12 protein-coding genes and 1 pseudogene are annotated in these 21,056 nt (G+C 68.2%); 6 read left to right on the forward strand and 7 right to left on the reverse strand.

Annotated elements, in window-relative coordinates; all coding sequences use genetic code 11:
* Positions 1-18: 18 nt before the first annotated feature.
* Positions 19-1,263 (forward strand): multidrug efflux MFS transporter Tap, encoded by a 1,245-nt coding sequence (tap, locus tag L6444_RS22965; protein ID WP_236977465.1) that lies wholly within the window; start codon positions 19-21, stop codon positions 1,261-1,263.
* A gap of 52 nt (positions 1,264-1,315) precedes the next feature.
* Positions 1,316-2,635: an FAD-binding oxidoreductase gene (locus L6444_RS22970; protein ID WP_236984349.1), complete on the forward strand. Its 1,320-nt coding sequence runs from the start codon at positions 1,316-1,318 to the stop codon at positions 2,633-2,635.
* Between the two features lie 5 nt (positions 2,636-2,640).
* On the opposite strand, the gene L6444_RS22975 is transcribed toward L6444_RS22970, so the two are convergent.
* Positions 2,641-3,510: a class I SAM-dependent methyltransferase gene (locus L6444_RS22975; protein ID WP_236977466.1), complete on the reverse strand. Its 870-nt coding sequence runs from the start codon at positions 3,508-3,510 to the stop codon at positions 2,641-2,643.
* A gap of 161 nt (positions 3,511-3,671) precedes the next feature.
* Here L6444_RS22975 and L6444_RS22980 point away from each other — a divergent pair, with 161 nt between their 5' ends.
* Both L6444_RS22980 and L6444_RS22985 read left to right on the forward strand, forming a co-directional pair.
* Positions 3,672-4,913 (forward strand): cytochrome P450, encoded by a 1,242-nt coding sequence (locus L6444_RS22980; protein WP_236977467.1) that lies wholly within the window; start codon positions 3,672-3,674, stop codon positions 4,911-4,913.
* Positions 4,913-5,485, forward strand: coding sequence for a TetR/AcrR family transcriptional regulator (locus L6444_RS22985; protein ID WP_236977468.1), 573 nt, complete (start codon positions 4,913-4,915; stop codon positions 5,483-5,485). Before L6444_RS22980 ends, L6444_RS22985 begins: the two co-directional genes overlap by 1 nt.
* Before the next feature lie 54 nt (positions 5,486-5,539).
* On the opposite strand, the gene L6444_RS22990 is transcribed toward L6444_RS22985, so the two are convergent.
* The 3 genes from L6444_RS22990 to L6444_RS30820 form a co-directional block, all read right to left on the reverse strand.
* Positions 5,540-6,670: an acyltransferase family protein gene (locus tag L6444_RS22990; RefSeq protein WP_236977469.1), complete on the reverse strand. Its 1,131-nt coding sequence runs from the start codon at positions 6,668-6,670 to the stop codon at positions 5,540-5,542.
* The gene (locus L6444_RS22995) at positions 6,667-8,352 is read right to left on the reverse strand and encodes a DEAD/DEAH box helicase (protein ID WP_236977470.1); all 1,686 of its coding nucleotides are present in this window, start codon (positions 8,350-8,352) and stop codon (positions 6,667-6,669) included. The genes L6444_RS22990 and L6444_RS22995 overlap by 4 nt, the downstream gene beginning before the upstream one ends.
* A 126-nt stretch (positions 8,353-8,478) precedes the next feature.
* The gene (locus tag L6444_RS30820) at positions 8,479-12,669 is read right to left on the reverse strand and encodes a PE domain-containing protein (protein ID WP_459551874.1); all 4,191 of its coding nucleotides are present in this window, start codon (positions 12,667-12,669) and stop codon (positions 8,479-8,481) included.
* A gap of 318 nt (positions 12,670-12,987) precedes the next feature.
* On the opposite strand from L6444_RS30820, the gene L6444_RS23015 reads away from it, so the two are divergent.
* Positions 12,988-13,578: an LppP/LprE family lipoprotein gene (locus L6444_RS23015; RefSeq protein WP_236977471.1), complete on the forward strand. Its 591-nt coding sequence runs from the start codon at positions 12,988-12,990 to the stop codon at positions 13,576-13,578.
* Positions 13,579-14,177: 599 nt separating this feature from the next.
* Here L6444_RS23015 and L6444_RS23020 read toward each other — a convergent pair.
* Positions 14,178-14,615 (reverse strand): hypothetical protein, encoded by a 438-nt coding sequence (locus L6444_RS23020; RefSeq protein WP_236977472.1) that lies wholly within the window; start codon positions 14,613-14,615, stop codon positions 14,178-14,180.
* A 14-nt stretch (positions 14,616-14,629) separates the two neighbouring features.
* On the reverse strand, positions 14,630-15,238 hold the full coding sequence (locus tag L6444_RS23025; protein WP_370653198.1) for a ParA family protein: 609 nt from the start codon (positions 15,236-15,238) through the stop codon (positions 14,630-14,632).
* 429 nt (positions 15,239-15,667) lie between these two features.
* Here L6444_RS23025 and L6444_RS23030 point away from each other — a divergent pair.
* Positions 15,668-19,068: pseudogene (locus tag L6444_RS23030) on the forward strand (TM0106 family RecB-like putative nuclease).
* A 21-nt stretch (positions 19,069-19,089) separates the two neighbouring features.
* Here the strand turns inward: L6444_RS23030 and L6444_RS23035 are convergent.
* Positions 19,090-20,997 (reverse strand): MFS transporter, encoded by a 1,908-nt coding sequence (locus L6444_RS23035; RefSeq protein WP_236977474.1) that lies wholly within the window; start codon positions 20,995-20,997, stop codon positions 19,090-19,092.
* Positions 20,998-21,056 lie beyond the last annotated feature (59 nt).

Genomic DNA, 21,056 nt, shown 5'->3' on the forward strand with positions numbered 1-21,056 from the left:
CCCATGAGCAGCTTGTCGATGGAAAACAACCGCGGCCCGGTCATTCTCGTCCTCTTTGCCAGTCTGATGGCGTGCGCCGGCGACGGCATCTCGATAGTCGCGTTCCCCTGGCTGGTGCTGCAGCGCCAGGGCAGCGCCGGTCAGGCCTCGATAGTGGCCGGCGCGACGACGCTGCCGCTGCTGGTTTCCACGCTGGTCGCGGGCACCGCGGTCGACTTCTTCGGTCGCCGGCGGGTGTCGATGGTGGCCGACGCGCTGTCCGGGTCGGCGGTGGCCGGCGTGCCGTTGGTGGCGTGGGCGTTCGGCGGGCAGGCCGTCGACGTCGCGGTGCTGGCGGTGCTCGGTGGGTGCGCGGCGGCGTTCGACCCGGCCGGTATCACCGCGCGCCAGTCGATGCTGCCGGAGGCCGCCGCCCGGGCCGGCTGGTCGCTGGACCGGGTCAACAGCAGCTACGAGGCGATCCTGAACCTGGCCTTCATGGTGGGCCCGGGCATCGGCGGGCTGATGATCGCGACGGTCGGCGGCATCACCACGATGTGGATCACCGCAGGGGCGTTCGCGATGTCCATCCTGGCGATTGCGGTGCTGCGGCTGGAGGGCGCCGGCAAACCGGTGCACGTGAACCGGCCCCGAGGATTGAGGTCTGGGATTGCCGACGGGCTGCGTTTCGTGTGGAGTCTGCGGGTGCTGCGCACGTTGGCGCTGATCGACCTGACCGTCACAGCGCTGTATCTGCCAATGGAGACCGTGCTGTTCCCCAAGTACTTCAGCGACCGGCATCAGCCCGGGCAGCTCGGTTCGGTGTTGATGGCGTTGTCCCTGGGCGGCTTGCTGGGTGCGCTGGGCTATGTGGCGCTGGCGAAACGAGTACCGCGCCGGGTGATCATGCTGACCGCGGTGCTCACCTTCGGGGCCGCCGCCACCGCGATCGCGTTGCTGCCGCCGCTGCCGGTGATCCTGTTGCTGGTCGCGCTGGTCGGCCTGGTGTACGGGCCGATCCAGCCGATCTACGCCTACGTCGTGCAGACCCGGGCGCCGGCGCACCTGCGCGGTCGGGTGGTCGGGGTGATGGCGTCACTGGCCTATGCCGCGGGCCCGCTGGGACTGTTGCTGGCCGGTCCGTTGGCCGATGCGGCGGGCCTGCACGTCGCGTTTCTGGTGCTCTCGCTGCCGATCCTGGCGACCGGGTGGCTCTGCATCGGGCTGCCGTCGTTGCGAGAACTGGATCGCGCACCGGAGTTCGCTGTCGGCTCCTCAACGTAGGATCGGCCCGGTGAGCGTGCTAGACGGCCTGATCTCCGAACTGCCCGAGGGGATGGTGATCACCGACCCCGCGGTGACCGAGGGCTACCGCCAGGACCGCGCCCTGGACCCGTCGGCGGGCAAACCGCTAGCCGTAGTCCGGCCGCGGTGTACCGAAGAGGTGCAGACCGTGTTGCGCTGGGCTTCCACCCACAAGGTGCCGGTCGTACCGCGCGGGGCCGGCAGCGGGTTGTCCGGCGGGGCGACGGCGGTGGACAACGGAATCGTGCTCTCGACCGAGAAGATGCGCGACATCACCGTCGACCCGGTCACCCGTACCGCGGTGTGCCAGCCCGGGCTGTTCAACTCCGAAGTCAAAGCCGCCGCCGCCGAGCACGGACTCTGGTACCCGCCGGACCCGTCGTCGTACGAGATCTGCAGCATCGGCGGCAACATCGCCACCAACGCCGGCGGGTTGTGCTGCGTCAAGTACGGAGTCACCACCGACTACGTACTGGGCATGCAGGTGGTGCTGGCCGACGGCACCGCGGTGCGGCTTGGCGGCCCGCGGGTGAAAGATGTTGCGGGACTTCCCCTTACCAAGCTGTTCGTGGGTAGCGAAGGGACGCTCGGTGTGGTCACGGAGGTGACGCTGCGGCTGCTGCCGGCCCAGCACACCTCGAGTGTGGTGGTGGCCAGCTTCGCCTCGGTGGAGACGGCTATTGATGCCGTGCTCGGGGTCACCGCACGGCTGCGACCGTCGATGCTGGAGTTCATGGACCAGGTCGCGATCAACGCCGTCGAGGACACCTTGCGGATGGACCTGGACCGGACGGCGGCCGCGATGCTGGTAGCCGGCTCCGACGAGCGGGGTCGCGCCGGCACCGAGGACGCCGCGATCATGGCCGAGGTGTTCGCCGAAAACGGTGCGGTGGAAGTGTTTTCGACCGACGACCCCGACGAGGGCGAGGCTTTCGTGGCTGCGCGGCGATTCTGCATCCCGGCGGTGGAGGCCAAGGGATCGTTGTTGCTCGAGGACGTCGGCGTGCCGCTGCCCGCCCTCGGATCGTTGGTGACGGGGATCGCCCGGATCGCCGACGAGCGGGACCTGATGATCTCGGTGATCGCGCATGCCGGTGATGGCAACACACATCCGCTGTTGGTTTTCGACCCCTCCGATGCCGCGATGGCCCAGCGCGCTCAACTGGCCTACGGCGAGATCATGGATCTGGCCGTCGAATTGGGCGGCACCATCACCGGTGAGCACGGTGTCGGCCGGTTGAAGCGGCCCTGGCTCGAGGGGTATCTGGGACCCGAGGTGATGGAGCTGAACCGGCGGATCAAACAGGCGCTGGATCCGTTGGGGATTCTGAACCCGGGGTCGGGAATCTGAGTGGCTCAGAATGAAAATCGGTTGATCACATCGTAATTGCGAATCGGTGTGGCGTTGACCAGCCGCCAAACCAACCGCAGTGACGCCGACGGGATGCGTCCCGACAGTGCCCCAACCGGCGACTGCTCAAGGAATCGCAGCCGCGGGTTCCAGCGCTCAATCTCTCGGGCGTCCCGGATGCCCCACTTGGTGATGCCCCGGGTGAGCACCTTGGACAGTCGCGGCCCCAGCGGCGAGGTGGTGTCGAAGATTAATTCGCCGCTGCTGAACCGATCCGTGAGCCGCTGCAACAAAGTGCACACCTCGGAACCAGTCAGATACATGAGCAGCCCCTCGGCGACCATCAGCAGCGGCCGATCGGTGGGTATCTCTTCCAGCCAGCCCTCGTCGGTCACTGTTGCGCCGATCATCTGATGCTCGGCCGTGTCGTGATAGAGCTTGCGCCTCAGCGCGATCACTTGCGGTTGGTCGACGTCGAACCACCGCACGGTTTCGGCGGGTTTCTCCTGTCTGAGCGGCGCGCTGTGAGGAGGAGCCGGGTACCCGGGCTTCAGCCGGAACGCGCGGGTATCCATGCCGCAGCCGAGGTGCAGTACGACGGCATTCGGGTGGCGTCGCAGAAAGTCGGCACACCAGTCGTCGAATTGCCTGGCGCGCATGGCGACCAGGTACTGGTTGGACCGGGGAAACGTGGCGCGATGTACCCGGGCCCAGTCGTATTCGATGCGGTCCACCGCTTCAACTGCCGCGTGGTCCCCCAGAATCGGCTCCGGCGAGCGGCTCTCGTATGCCCGTAGGTACAACGTGCACAGGTTGGTCCATTCCACCGAGCCCCACTGCACGCCGCTGAAGTCGACTTGGTCGGGCGTGGTCATGCTGTTGTTTGGCCTCCGACACTCGAGTGTGCACCGTGGGCGTTTGCGAGTGAAGCCAGGGCGGGACCTTTCTTTCCCCGCCCAGGATTCACCGGCAACGCTCAGGCGAACGCCACCGGTGCTTCGTTGACAAATACCGGCGAATGTCGTAGATATAAGACATGACCGCTGTTATGTCTCACGAGGCGCCCGCGAAGTTCGTGCTTGCCACCGCAGAGACCTGGCCCAACCCCTGGCCGATGTACCGGGCGCTGCGCGACCACGACCCGGTTCACCACGTCGTGCCATCCGGGCACCCGGAAAACGACTACTACGTACTGTCCCGGCACGCGGACGTCTGGGCCGCCGCGCGCGACCACCAGACGTTCTCCTCGGCGGAGGGCCTGACCGTCAATTACGGTGACCTGGACATGATCGGGCTGCGGGACAACCCGCCGATGGTGATGCAGGATCCGCCGGTGCACACCGAGTTCCGCAAGCTGGTCTCGCGCGGGTTCACCCCCCGTCAGGTCGAGGCGGTCGAGCCCAAGGTGCGCGAGTTCGTGGTGCAGCGGATCGAGGCACTACGCGCCAACGGCGGCGGCGACATCGTCACCGAGTTGTTCAAGCCGCTGCCGTCGATGGTGGTGGCGCATTATCTTGGTGTGCCCGAAGAGGATTGGGCCCAATTCGACGGGTGGACCCAGGCCATCGTCGCGGCCAACACCGCCGAGGGCGGTATCGCCGGGGCACTGGAAACCGTCGGCGATGCGGTGGGGACCATGATGGGCTACTTCACCGCGCTGATCGAACGCCGTCGCACCGAACCCGAGGACGACACGATCTCGCATCTGGTGGCCGCGGGCGTCGGTGCCGACGGCGACATCGCCGGCGTGCTCTCGATCCTCGGCTTCACTTTCACCATGGTCACCGGAGGCAACGATACCGTCACCGGAATGCTCGGTGGCTCAATGCCTTTGCTGCATCAGCGACCCGATCAGCGCCAGCTGCTGGTCGACGATCACGACCTGATTCCGGAAGCCGTCGACGAGTTGTTGCGGCTCACCTCCCCCGCGCAGGGCCTGGCCCGCACCGCCACCCGGGACGTCACGATCGAAGACACCACCATTCCGGCCGGACGTCGGGTGCTGCTGCTCTACGGGTCGGCCAACCGCGACGAGCGCGTGTACGGGCCCGATGCCGGCGAACTCGACGTGCGGCGCCGCCCCCGCAACATCCTGACTTTCAGCCACGGTGCACACCACTGCCTGGGCGCGGCCGCGGCGCGGATGCAGTCGCGGGTCGCACTGACCGAATTGCTCAGCCGCTGCCCGGATTTCGAAGTCGACCCCGAGCACATCGTGTGGTCGGGCGGCAGCTATGTGCGGCGCCCGCTGTCGGTGCCGATCCGGATGCGATCCTGATGGACTGGCTGGCCGAACGGCGCACCGAGGTGGCCGCCGACCGGATTCTGGACGCCGCCGAGAGGCTGTTCACCGAGCACGGGCCCGATTCGGTCGGCATGAACGAGATCGCAAGGGCGGCAGGGTGTTCGCGCGCAACGTTATACCGGTACTTCGACAGTCGGGAGGCACTGCGGACCGCGTACGTCCACCGCGAGACGCACCGGCTGGGCAGCGAGATACTGCGGCGGATCGAGCGGGTTGCCGATCCCCGCGAACGGCTGATCGACGGCATCATCGCCACCCTGCGGATGGTCCGCGAAAACCCCGCGCTGGCAGCCTGGTTCGGGGCCACCCAGCCGCCGATCGGCGGCGAGCTCGCTGGGCAGTCCGCGGTGATCGTCGCGCTGGTGTCCGGCTTTCTGAGTTCGCTGGGCCCTGACGACCCTGTGGCGGTGCAACGGCGGGCCCGCTGGGCGGTACGGGTGATCATCTCGATGCTGACGTTCCCCGGCCGCGACGAGGCCGACGAGCGAGCGATGATCGAGGAGTTCGTGGTGCCGGTGGTGACGCCGGTGTCGGCGCGTCGCTAGTTTTTCCTTCGCTATCTTTTTCGCGGTCAGGGTCTGACCCGAAAAGGCGATCGCCTAGACCCGGGTCAACCGGTTCAGTAGCCAGGCCAACGGAATCGTCACCACCACCGTTGCGACGTAGAGATACAGCATCGGACCGGTGTACACGTGCGCTCGCACGATGTAGACCATCGCGAACTCCATGGTGATCAGGTGGATCAAGAAGATCTCGTAGGAGATCTCGCCCAGCCACACCATGGGCCGGCTGGCCAGCAGGACCGAGTACCAGCCCTGATTCCCCAGCGCCAACGGCGCCACCGCCAGCGTGGCGATCACCGTGTAGAAGACCGTCTTCCACAGCGCCTCCGGCAGCGACGCCGGCGAGGTGGTGGGCGCCCCCGCGATCGGCGTGGAGACGATGAAGTAACAGACGACCGCCAGGGGGATCGCGGCGAATGCATAGCAGCGCACGCGCTCCGCCTGCAGCACCGTCAGCAACATTCCGCCCAGAAACCAGGCCAGATAGGTCGGCAGCCACAATCGGGCGCCGTCGGGAATCTGATGATTACTGTGCACCAGGATCAGCCATCCCGGACTGATCAACATCAGCGCCAGGATTGTCGCGATCACCAGTTTGGGCCGCCAGCGCCGTCGGCTTATCGACACCAGCAGCAGGTAGGACAACAGCGGCAGCAGCACATAGAAGGACGCCTCCACCGCCAGGCTCCACATCTGCGTCAGGCCCTGATGCAGGTACTTTCCGAGGTACCCGTCGGTGTAGATCTGGGTGAGCGTCAGGTTGCGGATCAAGCCGAGCCAGCTGTGTCCGGGGTTGGGTCCGGCCTCGCGGAAGTGGTACAGCACGTAGGCAACCAGCACGGTGATCACATAGGCGGGCATGATGCGCCGAACCCGGTGCCGCGCATAGCGAGTCAGCGACGGCGGTGGACCGCCGGTCTGCGCCGCCTTGACCCACGGACGGAACAGCAGGTAACCGGACAGCACGAAGAAGATCGGCACCCCGATCTCCATCCTGGCTCCCACCAGACCCCAGTAGCCGTGGGTGTACTTGCCGGTGGTGTAGGCGGCGTGAGTGCCCACCACCAGCAGTGCCGCGACGGCGCGGACACCGGTCAGCGAGGCCACCCGGTCGACACCGGAGACCTGCTCGAGTCCGCCCTGATCCTGCTCCTCGGAGACCGTCATCCGGCGGGTTTCCGGCGCGGTCTGCCACCGTCGTTGCGGGGCGCCCTCTTGTCGGACTGCCGGTCGGGCCGAAGGTTGATCAGCACACCCGAGATGCGGGTATTTTCAAGCTTTTTCAGCACCGCCCTGGGCAGCTTTGCCGGGAGTTCGACCATCGAGAAATCGGGTCCGATGGCGATATGACCGAAGTCGCTGCGGTGCAGACCCCCTTCGTTGGCGATGGCTCCCACGATCGCTCCCGGACCGATCTTGTGCCGCTTACCCACATCGATTCGGTAGGTGGTGAAAGGCTTTGTCTGCCTGGGCCTTTCGGTACGATCCTGCGGGCCTCGTTTTTCGCGATCGCGTCGCTCCGGCGGCGGGTCGGGCGCCAGCAGGAACGCCTCGCCGTCGCGGGACTGCAGCGCCAGCGCGGCGGCGATGTCGGCCATCGGAACGTCGTGCTCGCGTTCGTAATCCTCCACCAACCGCCGGAACAGCTCGATGCCCTGGCCGCCCAGCGCGCTGGTGATCGAGTCGGCGAACTTGGCGACCCGTTGTGCGTTGACATCCTCGACGGTGGGCAGCGCCGCCTCGGTGAGCGGCTGCCGGGTGGCCTTCTCGATCGCCTTGAGCAGGTGGCGTTCTCGTGGCGAGACGAACAGCAAGGCCGAACCTTTGCGTCCGGCGCGGCCGGTGCGCCCAATGCGGTGCACGTAGGACTCGGTGTCGTGCGGGATGTCATAGTTCAGCACGTGCGAGATGCGCTCCACATCCAGTCCGCGCGCCGCCACGTCGGTGGCGACCAGGATGTCGATGTTCCCATCCTTGAGTGCGGCGATGGTGCGCTCCCGCTGACCCTGCGGGATGTCACCGTTGATGGCGGCGGCGGAAAACCCTCGGGCACGCAGCTTTTCGGCGACCTCCTCGGTAGCCTGCTTGGTGCGCACGAAGACGATCATCGCCTCGAACGGCTCCACCTCGAGCACCCGCGTGAGCGCGTCCATCTTGCGCGGGCCCGCCACCTGGATGTAGCGCTGTGAAATATTCTCTGCGGTAGCGGTTTTCGCCTTCGAGGTGACTTCCAGCGGGTCATGCAGGTACTTGGTGGTGATCTTGCGGATGGCCGGCGGCATGGTCGCTGAGAACAGGGCGACCTGCTTGTACTCCGGGGTCTCGGACAGGATGCGGTCCACCTCTTCGGCGAAGCCCATGGTGAGCATCTCGTCGGCCTCGTCGAGCACCAGGTAGTCCACCCGGGACAGGTCCAGCGTGCCGCGCTCGAGGTGGTCGATGACCCGGCCGGGGGTGCCGACCACTACCTGTGCGCCCCTGCGCAGCCCCGCCAGCTGGACGGTGTACGACGCCCCACCGTAGATGGGCAGCACGTTGAGCTGCGGCAGATGCGCCCCGTAGCGGCCGAAAGCCTCGGCCACCTGCAGCGCCAGCTCCCTGGTAGGCGCTAGCACCAGCGCCTGAGTCGCCTTGCTGGTGGTGTCGATCTTGGACAGGATCGGGATCGCGAACGCCGCCGTCTTGCCGGTGCCGGTCTGGGCCAGCCCGACGACGTCGGTGCCGGCGAGCAACGCCGGAATGGTGGCCGCCTGGATGCCGGTCGGCGACTCGTAGCCGACGTCTGCGATCGCCCGCAGGACCGACGGGTGAATCTGCAGGTCGGCGAAGGTTTCGGGAGGGGTGTCCATCGGTTAGGGAGTCTAGTGGTCGGTAAGCCGGCGCCGTCGGGCGCAGGAGGTTAGCGGCCGGTCGGCGGTGCGCAGCATGACGCGGCTCCGGCCAGGCCGCAGCCCGGCCGGAGCCGCGTTCCTCGGTTACGGGTGGTTGGCGCCGTTCATACCAGTGGGGTTGTTCTCGTAGATCGCGTTGTCGACCATGATCACGTCGGCCTCACCGCCGTTGCCACCCGTTCCGATGGTGGTGGCGTTGCCGCCGTTACCGCCGTTACCACCGTGGACTGTCTGGTTGACCAGGTGCGAGGAGTTGCCGGGATCCCCGCTGGGGGAGAGTGCCGCGATGATGTTTCCGTCGGCCGGGCTCCCGCCGACACTGCCGGCACCGGTACCGGTGCCGCCGCTGCCGCCGGTGGCGCTACCGCTCGCGAAGGTGTTCTGACCCAGCGCGCTGATCCGGCTGGCACCGGGAGAGCCTGTGTTGCTCCCCGTTCCGCTGACATTGGCGCCGCCGCCGGTGCCGCCGTTGAGGCCGTCACCGCCCCGGCCGCCCTGCGACGTGCCCGTGGCCTCGGCGTTGGCCCCGCCGGCGGCGATGGACGCGCCTCCTCCGTTGCCACCGTGGCCACCCACAGTCCCGTTACTGGTGGCGTCGCCACCGGCCCCGCCGGTCGACGTACCATGAGCCGTCCCACCGGGGCCGCCCACCGAGATGTCGGGGCCGCCGCTGGGATTGACGACCACGGTCGTCTTGCCGCTCTGGATGTCGGACTGTCCACCCAGACCGCCGACGCTGCCGGTGCCGGTGCCCTTGCCGCCGGCACCGCCGGTTGAGTTTCCATATGAGGTGCCTTGCGGGCCGGCCTCGAGTTCGCCGAAGCCGCCTCGACCACCGGTCCCGCCGCTGACACCTGCTCCGCCTGTGCCGCCGGTTGCGACGGCCTGGAGCCCGGCGCCACCGATCGTGCCGCCGGCGACGGTCGTACTTCCCGTGCCGTCGACGACGACGAGGCCGGAACCGCCCGCGCCGCCGGTTCCGCCGGTGCCTGCGCCACCCTCGCCACCTTGGGCGGTCGCTCCGAAGATGGTGCCACCGTGAACCGTGCCGGTAGTGGGGTCGAAGCCAACGAGGGCCGCGCCGCCGCTTCCGCCGGTGCCGCCGCCGGTGCCGCTGCCGCCCAAACCACCCAAGGCATTGCTGTTGGTGATGTGCCCGCCGCCGCTAGCGGAGACGATGGCCGCGCCGCCGACCTGGCCCGCACCGCCGTTGCTACCGCCGGCACCGCCCTGGCCACCCTTGGCGGTGGTCCCACTGACGGAGCTGCCCGTATCGGACGCGGAGATAGTCGCGGCACCGCCACCGGCGCCCCCACCGGCGGCGGCGGTGCCGCTGCCGTCGCCGCCTCGACCACCGAGCCCGCCAATGGCAGAGCTGTCGTTGACCGTGCCGCCGCCGGCTGTGGTGATCTGCGCCGCTCCGCCGGCACCACCATTCCCGCCTTTGAAGCCATCACCGCCGGTGCCGCCGGCCCCGCCGCCGCCGCTTTCGATGTAGTTGCCGGACATGTTCTCGCCGGTGACATCGACTTCCTGGGCGGATCCGCCGTTGCCGCCGATGCCGCCAACGCCGTTGCCGCCCGCGCCGCCGGCGCCGCCGTTGCCGCCGTGAACGGTCATGTCAGTGGAGTGGGTGCCGTTCAGAGGTATCAGCCTGGCGACCGCACCGTCACCGCCATGTCCACCCACGGCGCCGTTCGTGCCGTTGGCGCCGCCGTTTCCGCCGTTGCCGCCGATCGAGGTGCCGTTCACAATCTGTGTGCCGAGCGGACTGGTGTCGGTGTTGTTGGTGACCCACGCGTAACCCCCGTTACCGCCGCTGCCGCCGAGGCCGTCGCCGCCGTTGCCGCCAGCGGCGTGGCCGGTCGCAGAACCGTAAATACCGCCGACCTGGGCATCGCCGGCCAGGCCACCGCTGGCATTGGACGCACTGGCGCCGCCGCCGTTACCACCGGTGGCAGTGCCGGACGCCGACCCGTCCAGCCCCGCAGAGAGCACCACCCCATAGCCGCCGGTGGCGCCGTGTCCGCCGTTGCTGGCATCGCCGCCGTTGCCGCCGGTCGCAAAACCGGAGGAGTTGCCACCGGTGACACTCCCGTAGCCTGCCTGTACTTCGCCGCCGCTGCGGGCTGGGTTGTACGCGTTGCCGCCGACGCTGTCGGCGCCGGTGGCCTTGCCGCCGTTGCCTCCGGTGCCCGTGCCGCTCGCGGTGCCTCCGGCACTCGCATTCACGTCACCCAGGCCGCCGTAGCCGGCTGTGCCTCCGTCGACGCTGTCGCCGCCCCTGCCCCCGTTGCCGAAGCCGCTGGCGTGACTGTCCGCGCCGCGGGCCACGATCGCGCCCTGCCCGCCGGCACCGGCGGTGCCACCGGTGCCGAAGGCGTTGCCACCGTCGCCGCCCTTCGCGGTACCGCCGGCGGTGCTGGTTGCGGTGTCGGCCCAAATGGTCGCGCTACCACCGGTCCCCCCGGTGCTGCCGGCCGCACTGGCGCTGCCGTCGCCGCCGTGCCCGCCGTAGCCGCCGGTCGCGGTACCGCTGACGGTGCCGGTGGGTCCCGAAATGAGGGCACCGCCGCCACCGCCGCCACCGCCGCCGCCGTAACCGGGGCCGGCTGCGGTACCGACCGCACCGGCACCACCCGATCCACCAATCTGTCCGGTCGCACCGCTACCGATGCCGGCACCGGTACCGCCGGCCCCACCCGCGCCGCCGCTGCCGTTGGCGCCGCTGCCGTGACCGAGGCCACCCTTGCCGCCGGTACCGCCCGTTCCACCAGCCTGTGCCTCATTTGCGCCACCGAAGCTGGGGTTGCTGAACTGGTTCTGGCCGGCGCCGCCCTTACCGCCGGCGCCGCCGGTGCCGCCGGTGCCGTTGACGCCACCGTCACCACCCGTACCACCGTTGCCGCCGTGGCCCGCCTGTTGACCGGTACCACCGTCGGCGCCGGCACCGCCTTTCCCGCCATCCCCGCCGTGGCCGAACGCAGTGCCATTGCCGCCGGTGCCACCATTGCCGCCCGTGCCGGTGCCGCCGGCGCTGAAGGTGCCGGTTGCGCCGTCACCGCCATTACCCCCGTCGCCGCCGCTGGTGGCCGCGGCACCACCATGACCCGCCGATCCTGCAGTTCCGGTGCCGGCCAGCCCGCCGGTGCCCGCTGCGCCACCGGTCCCGCCAGTGGCGTGAGCGGTACCGGCGTTGCCGCCGTTGCCGCCGTGACCGCCGTTGCCGGCGCTCAGGGCAGCGCTCCAATCGCCTGCCGCGCCGGCGCCACCCGTGCCGCCGATTCCAGCGTCACCGCCGTTACCGCCGCTGCCGCCGTCGCCATTGGCGCCCAGGGAGCCGAACAATCCGCCGGCGCCGCCCGCGGCACCCTTGCCGCCGTTGCCGGCGAGGCCGCCGTTACCACCGTCGCCGCCGTCGCTGCCGAGACCGGTACCGCCGCTGGCCCACGTGCCGGTCGTGCCGGTGGCGCCGGTGCCGCCCGCACCGCCGTCGCCGCCGACACCTCCCGCGCCGCCGGCACCGCCGGTGGAGAACAAGGCGCGTCCCGCGCCACCCACGCCACCGTCTCCGCCGAGACCGCCGTGCCCGCCATCTCCGCTGGTGCCGGCCGTGGTGACGCCGATGCTGCCGTTACCACCCGCACCGCCGACACCGCCCGCACCGCCGTTGCCCCACAGCAGGCCGCCCGCGCCACCGGCGCCGCCGGTCCCGCCGGACGTGCCGGCCGCGCCATTCGTCCCGGTCCAGCCGATTCCACCGGCCCCGCCGGCACCGCCGTGGCCGAACAGGAATGCGGATCCACCGGCCCCGCCGGTGCCGGCGGCGGTGGTAGCCGTTCCGGCCACACCCGACCCGCCCTTGCCTCCGTTACCCCACAACCAACCGCCGTCGCCACCCTGCTGTCCTGTCCCGGCCGCGCCATCCGCACCGTCGCCGAACAGTGGACGCCCGGTCAGCGCCTGGCTTGGTCCGTTGATCAGGCCGGTCACCTCCTGGGCCAACGTGTCCAGCTGCGATGCCGCGGTCGCTTCGGTCAGCGAGTAGGCCCCGGCGCCGGAACCCAGCGTCTTCACGAACTGGTCATGGAACACCGACGCCTGCGCGCTGAGCGCCTGAAATTCCTGTCCGTAGGTGCCGAACAGCGCTGCTATCGCCGCCGACACCTCATCCGCGGCCGCGGCCGCAACCTGGGACGTCGACCCCGCCGCCGCCGCTCTGGCGGCCTCGACCGCCGTGCCGATGTCGGTCAGATTTGTTGTTGCTGCAGACAATGCACTAGGCGAAACCAACAGGTAAGACATTTGAGAGCCCCCATCCGAAATCTGCACGCTCAAGCCACCGCTCCGCTCCCGCCGCGGAGCTTTCAATGGATTAACTAGTGATTGCCAGAGCTCGGTGTGAGTTTTACACAGAAACTTTCGCAGTAGGTCATATTGAAAAAGTAATTTCAACAACTTTTCAGCCGCCGAACGACTCCACCTCATATGACCGGTGGTCATCATCTGCGAGGCAGCAGCAACGCAGCACGGTCACACGCCACATGGTGGTACGGCCGCGCCTGCCACACCCGGCAGCCCGGTGCCGGTACGGTGCCCGATGTGTGGTCGCTCCGTTGTCGTGCCGCTGCACTGACAGCTTTGTCAGCCGCGGCGGGGGCCGCGACATTGGCTGGATGCGGCTCGGGGGACTCAACCGTCGCCAAGACGCCACAGGCCACAAAGCCCACCGCTGCGTCGGCTGTCACCACCGCGCCGACAGCCGCGGCGGGCCCGCCACCGAGCACTAGTGCGGCCCCGCCCGATCCCTGTGCAGTCAATCTGTCCGCACCCACCATCGCCAAGGTCGTCTCGGAACTACCCCGCGACCCGCGCAGCCAGCAGGCGTGGAACCCCGAACCGGTGGCCGGCAACTACAACGAGTGCGCCCAACTGTCGGCGGTGATCATCAAGGCCAACACCAACGCCGAGAATCCGACCACCCGGGCGGTGCTGTTCCATCTCGGCAAGTTCATCCCTCAGGGCGTCCCGGACACCTACGGGTTCAACGGGATCGACCCCGCGCAGAGCACCGGCGACACCGTTGCGCTGACCTACCCCAATGCGCTCGGGGTGGGCAGCGTGGTGAGGTTCCGGTGGAACGGCAGCGGCGTGGAGCTGATCGGCAACACCGGCGGCCGCTGAGCTGCCCGATCATCGCTCGGAGGACGCTCAACGGCGAGCGGATACTCCTCCCCTGACTCGCGCGCCACAGGTGATTGCCAACTAGGGACAGATGGGGCCGCCGGGTCGGGCTTGTCGGCGTCGCCTCGTGCTCCGTCGGCGGTGACGCAGGTAGTGCCGTAGCTGCGCCGGGTCCCTCCGGGATGCGACACACAAAGACGACGGCAAAGACGACTGCGCATCCCGCCACAGCTAGCGCGGACCCCACTCGCAGTAGCTTCCGAAAAATGGTGCGAACGGTTCTCGGCCTCGAGCTTTGCATCAAATTATCTAAAGATTCCCGCCAGAACAGCTATTTGCTAACTCGAACCATAAGGATTTATGGAAGTACATATATGCATCAATATGCGAATGCAAGAACGCTTTTTACAAAGATACTGAATAGTTAAGCAGATGACTATTTAAATAGTAGTGCATTATTTGCCAGATGGCTGGCTGAATCACGTGGTGGCAACTGGGCATCGCGAGCCACCGCTGCGCGCGGCGCGACGACGACAAGCTGAGGCGACTCGGGGACGGAGCTAAGCGGCCACTGGCGTGGCCGTACGGCCTCTAGCCAATCAACGCAGGTCAGGGTAAGTCTGAACGATTGCCGCCATGACAAGCGCTTGCAGGCTCGTCGCCTCATCCGCCACGACCCGCTTGAGGGTACGGTGCATCGCCCGGGGCAAGTCGAGCGTGGTCCGCACACCACCGCCCGCGCCTCGATGAGTCACGGATGCGCGAGCCAACCCAACGGGATCCTTCAGCCCCAAATTGATAGCAGTACGGATGAGTTCGCCCATGGTCGTTTCCTGGTCTAACGCCCGACGCTTGAGTGCGGTACGCATCGTCTGCTGCAGGAGCAATGTGGTCCGCATGGCCTCGTGGCCCACCGGTGCTGGCATGGGTGTGAGCTGCGAAGCCTCGTCGTAGCCCTGAAATGCACTCGCCGCGCGCGCCGTGGCGGCCGCTCCGGTAGGCCGGCGGATCACGGCCTCCCGCACGGCTGCGGACATCGAAGACTTCTCCGTCATACCGTCGCGGCCTTCCCGTCGGTCCACGCTGCAGCAATGAGTTCGTCGAACACGTCGGCGTAGTCTCCCAAATCTTGCGGTATGTCGCGACCGAACGCACGCTCGATCGCACTGTGATGCCGTACCACGCTGTGCATGACCGGGGCGTTGGCAGCAATTAACGCCTGCGGCATTTCCACTGCCTCGACCTTCCGCGCATCCACCAGGGTCAGCAGTATCGTCGTGGGACGGTGCTGCGTGACGTCCAGCGTGGGCCAGACTCGGTCGATGTCCGCCGCGCGGGGGCCGGTCGGAATGATTACCAGGTCGGCTACGTCGATCGCGGCATCGATCGCCGCCGCCACTGCGGGCGGGCTGTCCACCAATATCAGTTCGCCCGGTTCACTCGCCAAGGCGCGCACGGCCGCCGCTGTCCCGGGAACGACATCAAAGGGCAGCGGCGTCCCCCGGTGCGCGGCCCGATCGGCCCACGAAGAGGCTGATCCTTGCGGATCCGCATCGACGACACGCACCGCAATCCCCCGCCGCTCCGCAGCCGCGGCCAAGAACATCGCCGTCGTCGTCTTCCCGACGCCGCCCTTTGTCTGCACTAGCGACCAGATCACAGCTCTGCAAAATCCCCCAAGTAAAGCCCGTATGACGCCGACACCTCGTATTGCGTCGGCACAGCAATCTAGCTGGTGAAACACACCACAGAGTCGACCGCGGCCCGGGGCCGTGGACCGCTGACCGGAGGTGAGTCCAACCCGCCGGCACAGCCCACGGTCAGGCGATATGGGCAACTCTCGCGCAGGAGGTGGATCGACACCGGGACCCCGACCCCTCCTCCCGAACGATCGATGACATTACGCACGATTATGTGCGTTCTGCATGAGTTTCCACAATCTTGTGTGGACGATTCAGAATTCACTTGGCCCGGCGATCGGTTGCACCGCGGGATTTTCAGACCCTCGATGCTCGCGGTCGTCGCGGCTAGCTGCAGCGAACAGAAGAGCCGGCCACGCCTGTCGTACCCCTGACCTACAGTTGCGGCTGTGTTCGTCACCGGCAACAGGATCGTCTACAGCGCTTCGGATCTCGCGTCCGCCGCGCACTGCGAGTACGCGCTGCTGCGTGACTTCGACGCGCGGTTGGGTTGGGGACCCGCCGTCGCCGCGGAGGACGACCTGCTCGTGCGAGCGGCGGTGCTGGGCAACGAGCACGAACGCCGCATGTTCGGGCAGTTGCGCACCAACTACGGCGACGAAGTGGCCGTCATCGGCCGGCCCGCGTACACCGATGCCGGGTTGACTGCCGCCGCGGCGGCCACCATGCGGGCAGTCACCGACGGCGCCCCGGTGGTGTACCAGGCGGCGATGTACGACGGGCGCTTCGTCGGGTTCGCCGATTTCCTGATCCGTGACGGCGAGCGGTACCGGGTCACCGACACCAAGCTGGCCCGTTCCCCAAAGGTCAGCGCGCTGCTGCAGCTGGCGGCCTACGCCGACGCCCTGACGTCGGCCGGTGTCCCGGTGACCGAGCATGCCGAGCTGATTCTCGGTGACGGCACGGTGGTGCCTTACCCGGTCGACGACCTCATCCCGGTCTACCGGTCTCAGCGCGCCCATCTGCAGGAGTTGCTGGACGCCCATCACGCCGCCGGCCGGGCGGTGGACTGGGAAGACGAAGGCGTGCAGGCCTGCCTGAGGTGCACGCTGTGCGCTGAGCAGCTGCGAGACCGCGACGATCTGCTGCTGGTCGCCGGGATGCGGGTCAGCCAGCGCGAGAAGCTGATCGGCGCGGGCATTACCACCATCGGCGAGCTGGCCAACACGGGCGGTCCGGTGGCCGGGCTGTCCCCCAGCTCACTGAGCACGTTGTCCGCGCAAGCCAAAATTCAACTGCTGCAACGCAATACCGGTACTCCGCAGTTCGAGATGGTGAACCCGCAACCGCTGGCTTTATTGCCGGAGCCCGACCCGGGTGACTTGTTCTTCGATTTCGAAGGTGACCCGCTGTGGACTGCCGACGGAACGAACTGGGGCCTGGAATACCTCTTCGGCGTGTTGGAAGCGGGTCCGACGGGCGCTTTTCAGCCGCTCTGGGCGCACAACCGGGCTGACGAGCGTGAAGCTCTCAAACAGTTCCTGGCCATGGTGGCCAAGCGCCGCAAACGCCGCCCCAACATGCACATCTACCACTACGCGCCCTACGAGCGAACCGCGCTGCTGCGACTGGCCGGGCGCTACGGCGTCGGCGAGGACGAGGTGGACGATCTGCTGCGCAACGGTGTGCTGGTCGACCTGTATCCGTTGGTGCGCAAGAGCATTCGGGTGGGCGCGGAGTCGGTCAGCCTCAAGGCGCTGGAGCCGCTGTACATGGGTGCGCAGCTGCGGTCCGGGGACGTCACCACCGCCGCCGACTCGATCACCGGCTACGCCCGGTACTGCGAGTTGCTCTCGCAGGGTCACGCCGGCGAGGCCGCCACGGTGCTCAAGGAGATCGAGGACTACAACCACTACGACTGTGTGTCCACCCGCAACCTGCGCGATTGGTTGCTGATCCGGGCCTGGGAAGCCGGAGTCACCCCAGCCGGAACCCAACCGGTTACCAACCAGGACACCATCAAGGACCATGATGAGCTGGCGTCGAAGCTCGCGAAGTTCACCGGCGACGCCGCGGCCGACGACCGCACCCCGGAGCAGACGGCGGTGGCCCTGGTGGCGGCGGCGCGCGGCTACCACCAGCGCGAGGACAAGCCGTTCTGGTGGTCGCATTTCGACCGCCTGAACTATCCGATCGACGAATGGTCGGACAGCACAGACGTTTTCGTGATCGACAACACAACGGTCGCCGTCGATTGGAACACCCCGCCCCGGGCCCGCAAGCCGCAACGGCGCCTGAAGCTGACCGGTGAACTTGCGCGCGGCGAACTCCACTCGCAGGGTGCGTTCTGGACCCACCGGCCCCGCCCGGCATGACCGACGACCCGGATCGTCGTGCCGCGGCGCACGCCGAAGTCATCGAGGTCGACGATCCGACGCTGCCCACCACGGTCCTTCTGTTGGAGCGAACCGGCAGCGACGGCCACCCTTTCGACCAGGTGCCGTTCGCGCTCACCCCGGGCCCGCCGGTGCCGACGACGGCGCTGCGGGAATCGATCGAGTCCACGGCGCAGGCAGTGGCTTCGGGGTTGCCGGAGCTGCCTCGCACGGCGATCACCGACGTGCTGCTGCGGCGCCCACCGCGCACACCGGGCGCGCTGCCCCGCACCGGCGATACCGTCGCCGACATCACCGCCGCGACACTGAGCCTGGACTCGTCCTACCTGGCCGTGCATGGACCACCCGGCACCGGCAAGACGCACACCGGCGCCCAGGTGATCAACACACTGGTCACGGACCACTCGTGGCGCGTCGGCGTGGTCGCGCAGTCACACGCGGCGGTGGAGAATCTGCTGGACTGTGTGATCGACGCCGGCCTGGACCCGACCCGAATCGCCAAGAAGCGCCACGACGGCAGCCCCAAACGCTGGCAGCAGATCGACAACAGCGCCTACCCGGCGTTCATCGCCGACAATGCGGGCTGTGTGCTGGGCGGCACCGCCTGGGATTTCGCCAATGCGAACCGGGTGCCGCCGGGTAGCCTCGACCTGCTGGTGATCGACGAGGCTGGACAGTTCTGTCTGGCCAACACCATCGCCGTGGCGCCGGCGGCGGCCAACCTGCTCCTGCTCGGCGACCCCCAACAGCTGCCGCAGGTCAGTCAGGGCACCCACCCGGAACCGGTCGACGTGTCCGCACTGGACTGGCTCGTCGACGGCCAGCGCACCCTGCCCGACGAGCGCGGATACTTCCTCGACCTGTCCTACCGGATGCATCCGGAGGTGTGCGCGGCCGTCTCGAAGCTGTCGTACGAGGGCCGGCTGCACTCCCATTCCGAGCACACCACCGCACGCCGGCTGGCCGGATTCCGCCCCGGCGTCCAGGTGCTTCCCGTTGCGCACCAAGGCAATTCGATCGACAGCCCAGAGGAAGCGGCGGCGATCCGGGCCGCGATCCAGAAGTTGATCGGCAATGCATGGTCCGACGGACACGCCACCCGCCCGCTGGACCCCGCCGACGTGATGGTGCTCGCGCCCTACAACGCGCAAGTGACGCTGATCAGACATGAGCTGGCCGCCGTCGGGCTCGACCGGGTGCGGGTCGGTACCGTCGACAAATTCCAGGGCGGTCAGGCGCCGATCGTGTTCATCTCGATGACGGCGTCCTCGATCGAGGAAGTACCACGCGGAATCTCGTTCCTGCTCAACCGTAATCGGCTCAACGTGGCAATCAGCCGAGCGCAGTACGCGGCCGTGATCGTGCGCTCCGAACAGCTGACCCGCTACCTTCCCGCCACCCCGGCCGGCCTGCTCGAGCTGGGTGCGTTCCTGGCGTTGACGCACGCGGACTAGGCGTGTCCGGCCAGTGCCTAGCTAGGACGCCCCGGGGCCCCCGGGCCGGCGTGGTGGAGCCGTTTCGCCGCGCCGGAACGGCACCCGTTGCCGCACACCGACCTGCGGCCCGTGCGGGGCGCCGCCGCCGGGCACACCAGGCCGGGGGCCGGCGGCCGGCGCAGCACGCCACGGCTCGCCGGGCTGCCTTGGCTCGATATGCCCTGGCCCGACACGCCTTGGCTCGCCGGGATGCCTCGGCTCGCCGGAAAGCCTCGGCTCGACGGGACGCCGTGGCTCGACCACGGACCGGCGCGTCTCGATGGGCGGCGCGGGTCGCACTGCGGTAGGCCGGGGTTCGGGGTCGGGTTCACGGCACAGCACGTACTCGACATACGCGTCATCAGTCGAGTCCGGGGTCGAATTCTGGTTCGCCGGTGTCGTCACCCGCCCCAAAACCCCGCCGGTCGTCGCCCGCCCCCGACGCCAGCCCTGCGCCGCCCCGACCAGAAACAGCGACGCGACGACGCCGAACAACGCGATGAACGCCGGTAGCAGCATCGACTGCGACATCGCCGCCGCGAACGGCCCCCGCAGGAATTCCGGCAGCTGTAACCCCTCATCTCCTGTTGGATGTGCCGCACCGCCCGAGCCGGGCAGTTCCGCGCCGATCCGTGAGGTCATGAACGCAGCCATGCCGGCGCTGCCCAACACCGCGCCGAGCTGCCGGGTGGCGTTGTAGGCGCCCGAGCCGGCGCCGGCCTGCTCATGCGGCAGGTTTCGGGTGGCGGTCGCTGCCAACGGTGACCAGATGAACGCGTTCGCCACCCCCAGCACTATGAACGGAAGCACCAACCGCCAGATCGGTGTGGCCGGATTCAACTCGATCGAGATCCAGGTCAGCGAGATCGCCAGCGCCGAGAAGCCGAAACCCAGCAGCGGCACCGGGTGGGTCCGGTCGATGAACGTGCCGACGATGGGCGCCAGCACACCGCTGGCGATGGCCACCGGCGCGATCAGCAGCGCCGAACGGGTCGGCGACAACCCGCACACCAGCTGCGCATAGAAGGTCAGCGGCAGCATCATCGCGGTGGACGCGAACGAGATGATCGCCACGCCGATGTTGCTGAGGCTGAAGTCGCGGTCACCAAAGATGCTCAGCGGCACCAGCGGCGCGTGGCGATTGATGGACTGCCAGTAGACGAAGGCGGTCATGAACCCGACGCCGGCGACCAGCACCGCCCAGATCCACGGCGCCCAATGGGCGGATTGGCCTTCCTGCAGACCGAAGACCAGCAGAAACATGCCCGCCCCCGACAACGCGACGCCGATCAGGTCGAAGCGCTGGTCGCGGATCGGCAGCACCGGAACCAGCCAGACCGCCAGCGCCACCGCGATCACGCCGACCGGCACGTTGACGAAGAAGATCCACTGCCAGCCCAGACTGTCCACCAGTAAGCCGCCGACCAGCGGCCCGATCAGGCTGGCGACGCCGGCGGTGGCGCCCCACATGCTCATCGCGGCGCCGCGCCGGTGCGCGGGGAAGATCCGGGTGATCGTCGACAACGTCTGTGGGGTGAGGATCCCGGCGCCGACCCCCTGCACCATCCGGGCCGTGATAAGCATCGCCGCGGAGCCGGCCAGACCGCACCACACCGAGGCGACGGTGAAGATCACCAACCCGACCAGGTACAGATTTTTCGGGCCGAACCGGTCGCCCAGCCGCCCGGCGACCAGCAGCACCACCGCATAGCCCAGCAGGTAGGCGCTGGTCACCCACACGACGGTGCCGTACCCGATCTGCAGGGCCTTCATAATTGTCGGGTTCGCGACGGCGACGATGGTCGAGTCGACCATGATCATGAAAAAGCCGAGCATCATCGCCCACAGCGCCGCCCAGGGGTTCGCGGACAAGCTGCCCGCATGCTCCCGACCGGTCGCCGTGCTCATGTTGCGCACCTCGTTTCGAATCCAGCCCGCATTATTCCCTCCCGGTTGCCGCCGCGCTG

This window comes from Mycobacterium kiyosense (assembly GCA_021654635.1).
Classification (GTDB): domain Bacteria; phylum Actinomycetota; class Actinomycetes; order Mycobacteriales; family Mycobacteriaceae; genus Mycobacterium; species Mycobacterium kiyosense.

Coding starts and splice junctions, on each gene's coding strand:
- tap (WP_236977465.1), top strand. CDS start 19: ATGGAAAACAACCGCGGCCCGGTCATTCTCGTCCTCTTTGCCAGTCTG.
- L6444_RS22970 (WP_236984349.1), top strand. CDS start 1,316: ATGGTGATCACCGACCCCGCGGTGACCGAGGGCTACCGCCAGGACCGC.
- L6444_RS22975 (WP_236977466.1), bottom strand. CDS start 3,510: ATGACCACGCCCGACCAAGTCGACTTCAGCGGCGTGCAGTGGGGCTCG.
- L6444_RS22980 (WP_236977467.1), top strand. CDS start 3,672: ATGACCGCTGTTATGTCTCACGAGGCGCCCGCGAAGTTCGTGCTTGCC.
- L6444_RS22985 (WP_236977468.1), top strand. CDS start 4,913: ATGGACTGGCTGGCCGAACGGCGCACCGAGGTGGCCGCCGACCGGATT.
- L6444_RS22990 (WP_236977469.1), bottom strand. CDS start 6,670: ATGACGGTCTCCGAGGAGCAGGATCAGGGCGGACTCGAGCAGGTCTCC.
- L6444_RS22995 (WP_236977470.1), bottom strand. CDS start 8,352: ATGGACACCCCTCCCGAAACCTTCGCCGACCTGCAGATTCACCCGTCG.
- L6444_RS23020 (WP_236977472.1), bottom strand. CDS start 14,615: ATGTCCGCAGCCGTGCGGGAGGCCGTGATCCGCCGGCCTACCGGAGCG.
- L6444_RS23035 (WP_236977474.1), bottom strand. CDS start 20,997: ATGAGCACGGCGACCGGTCGGGAGCATGCGGGCAGCTTGTCCGCGAAC.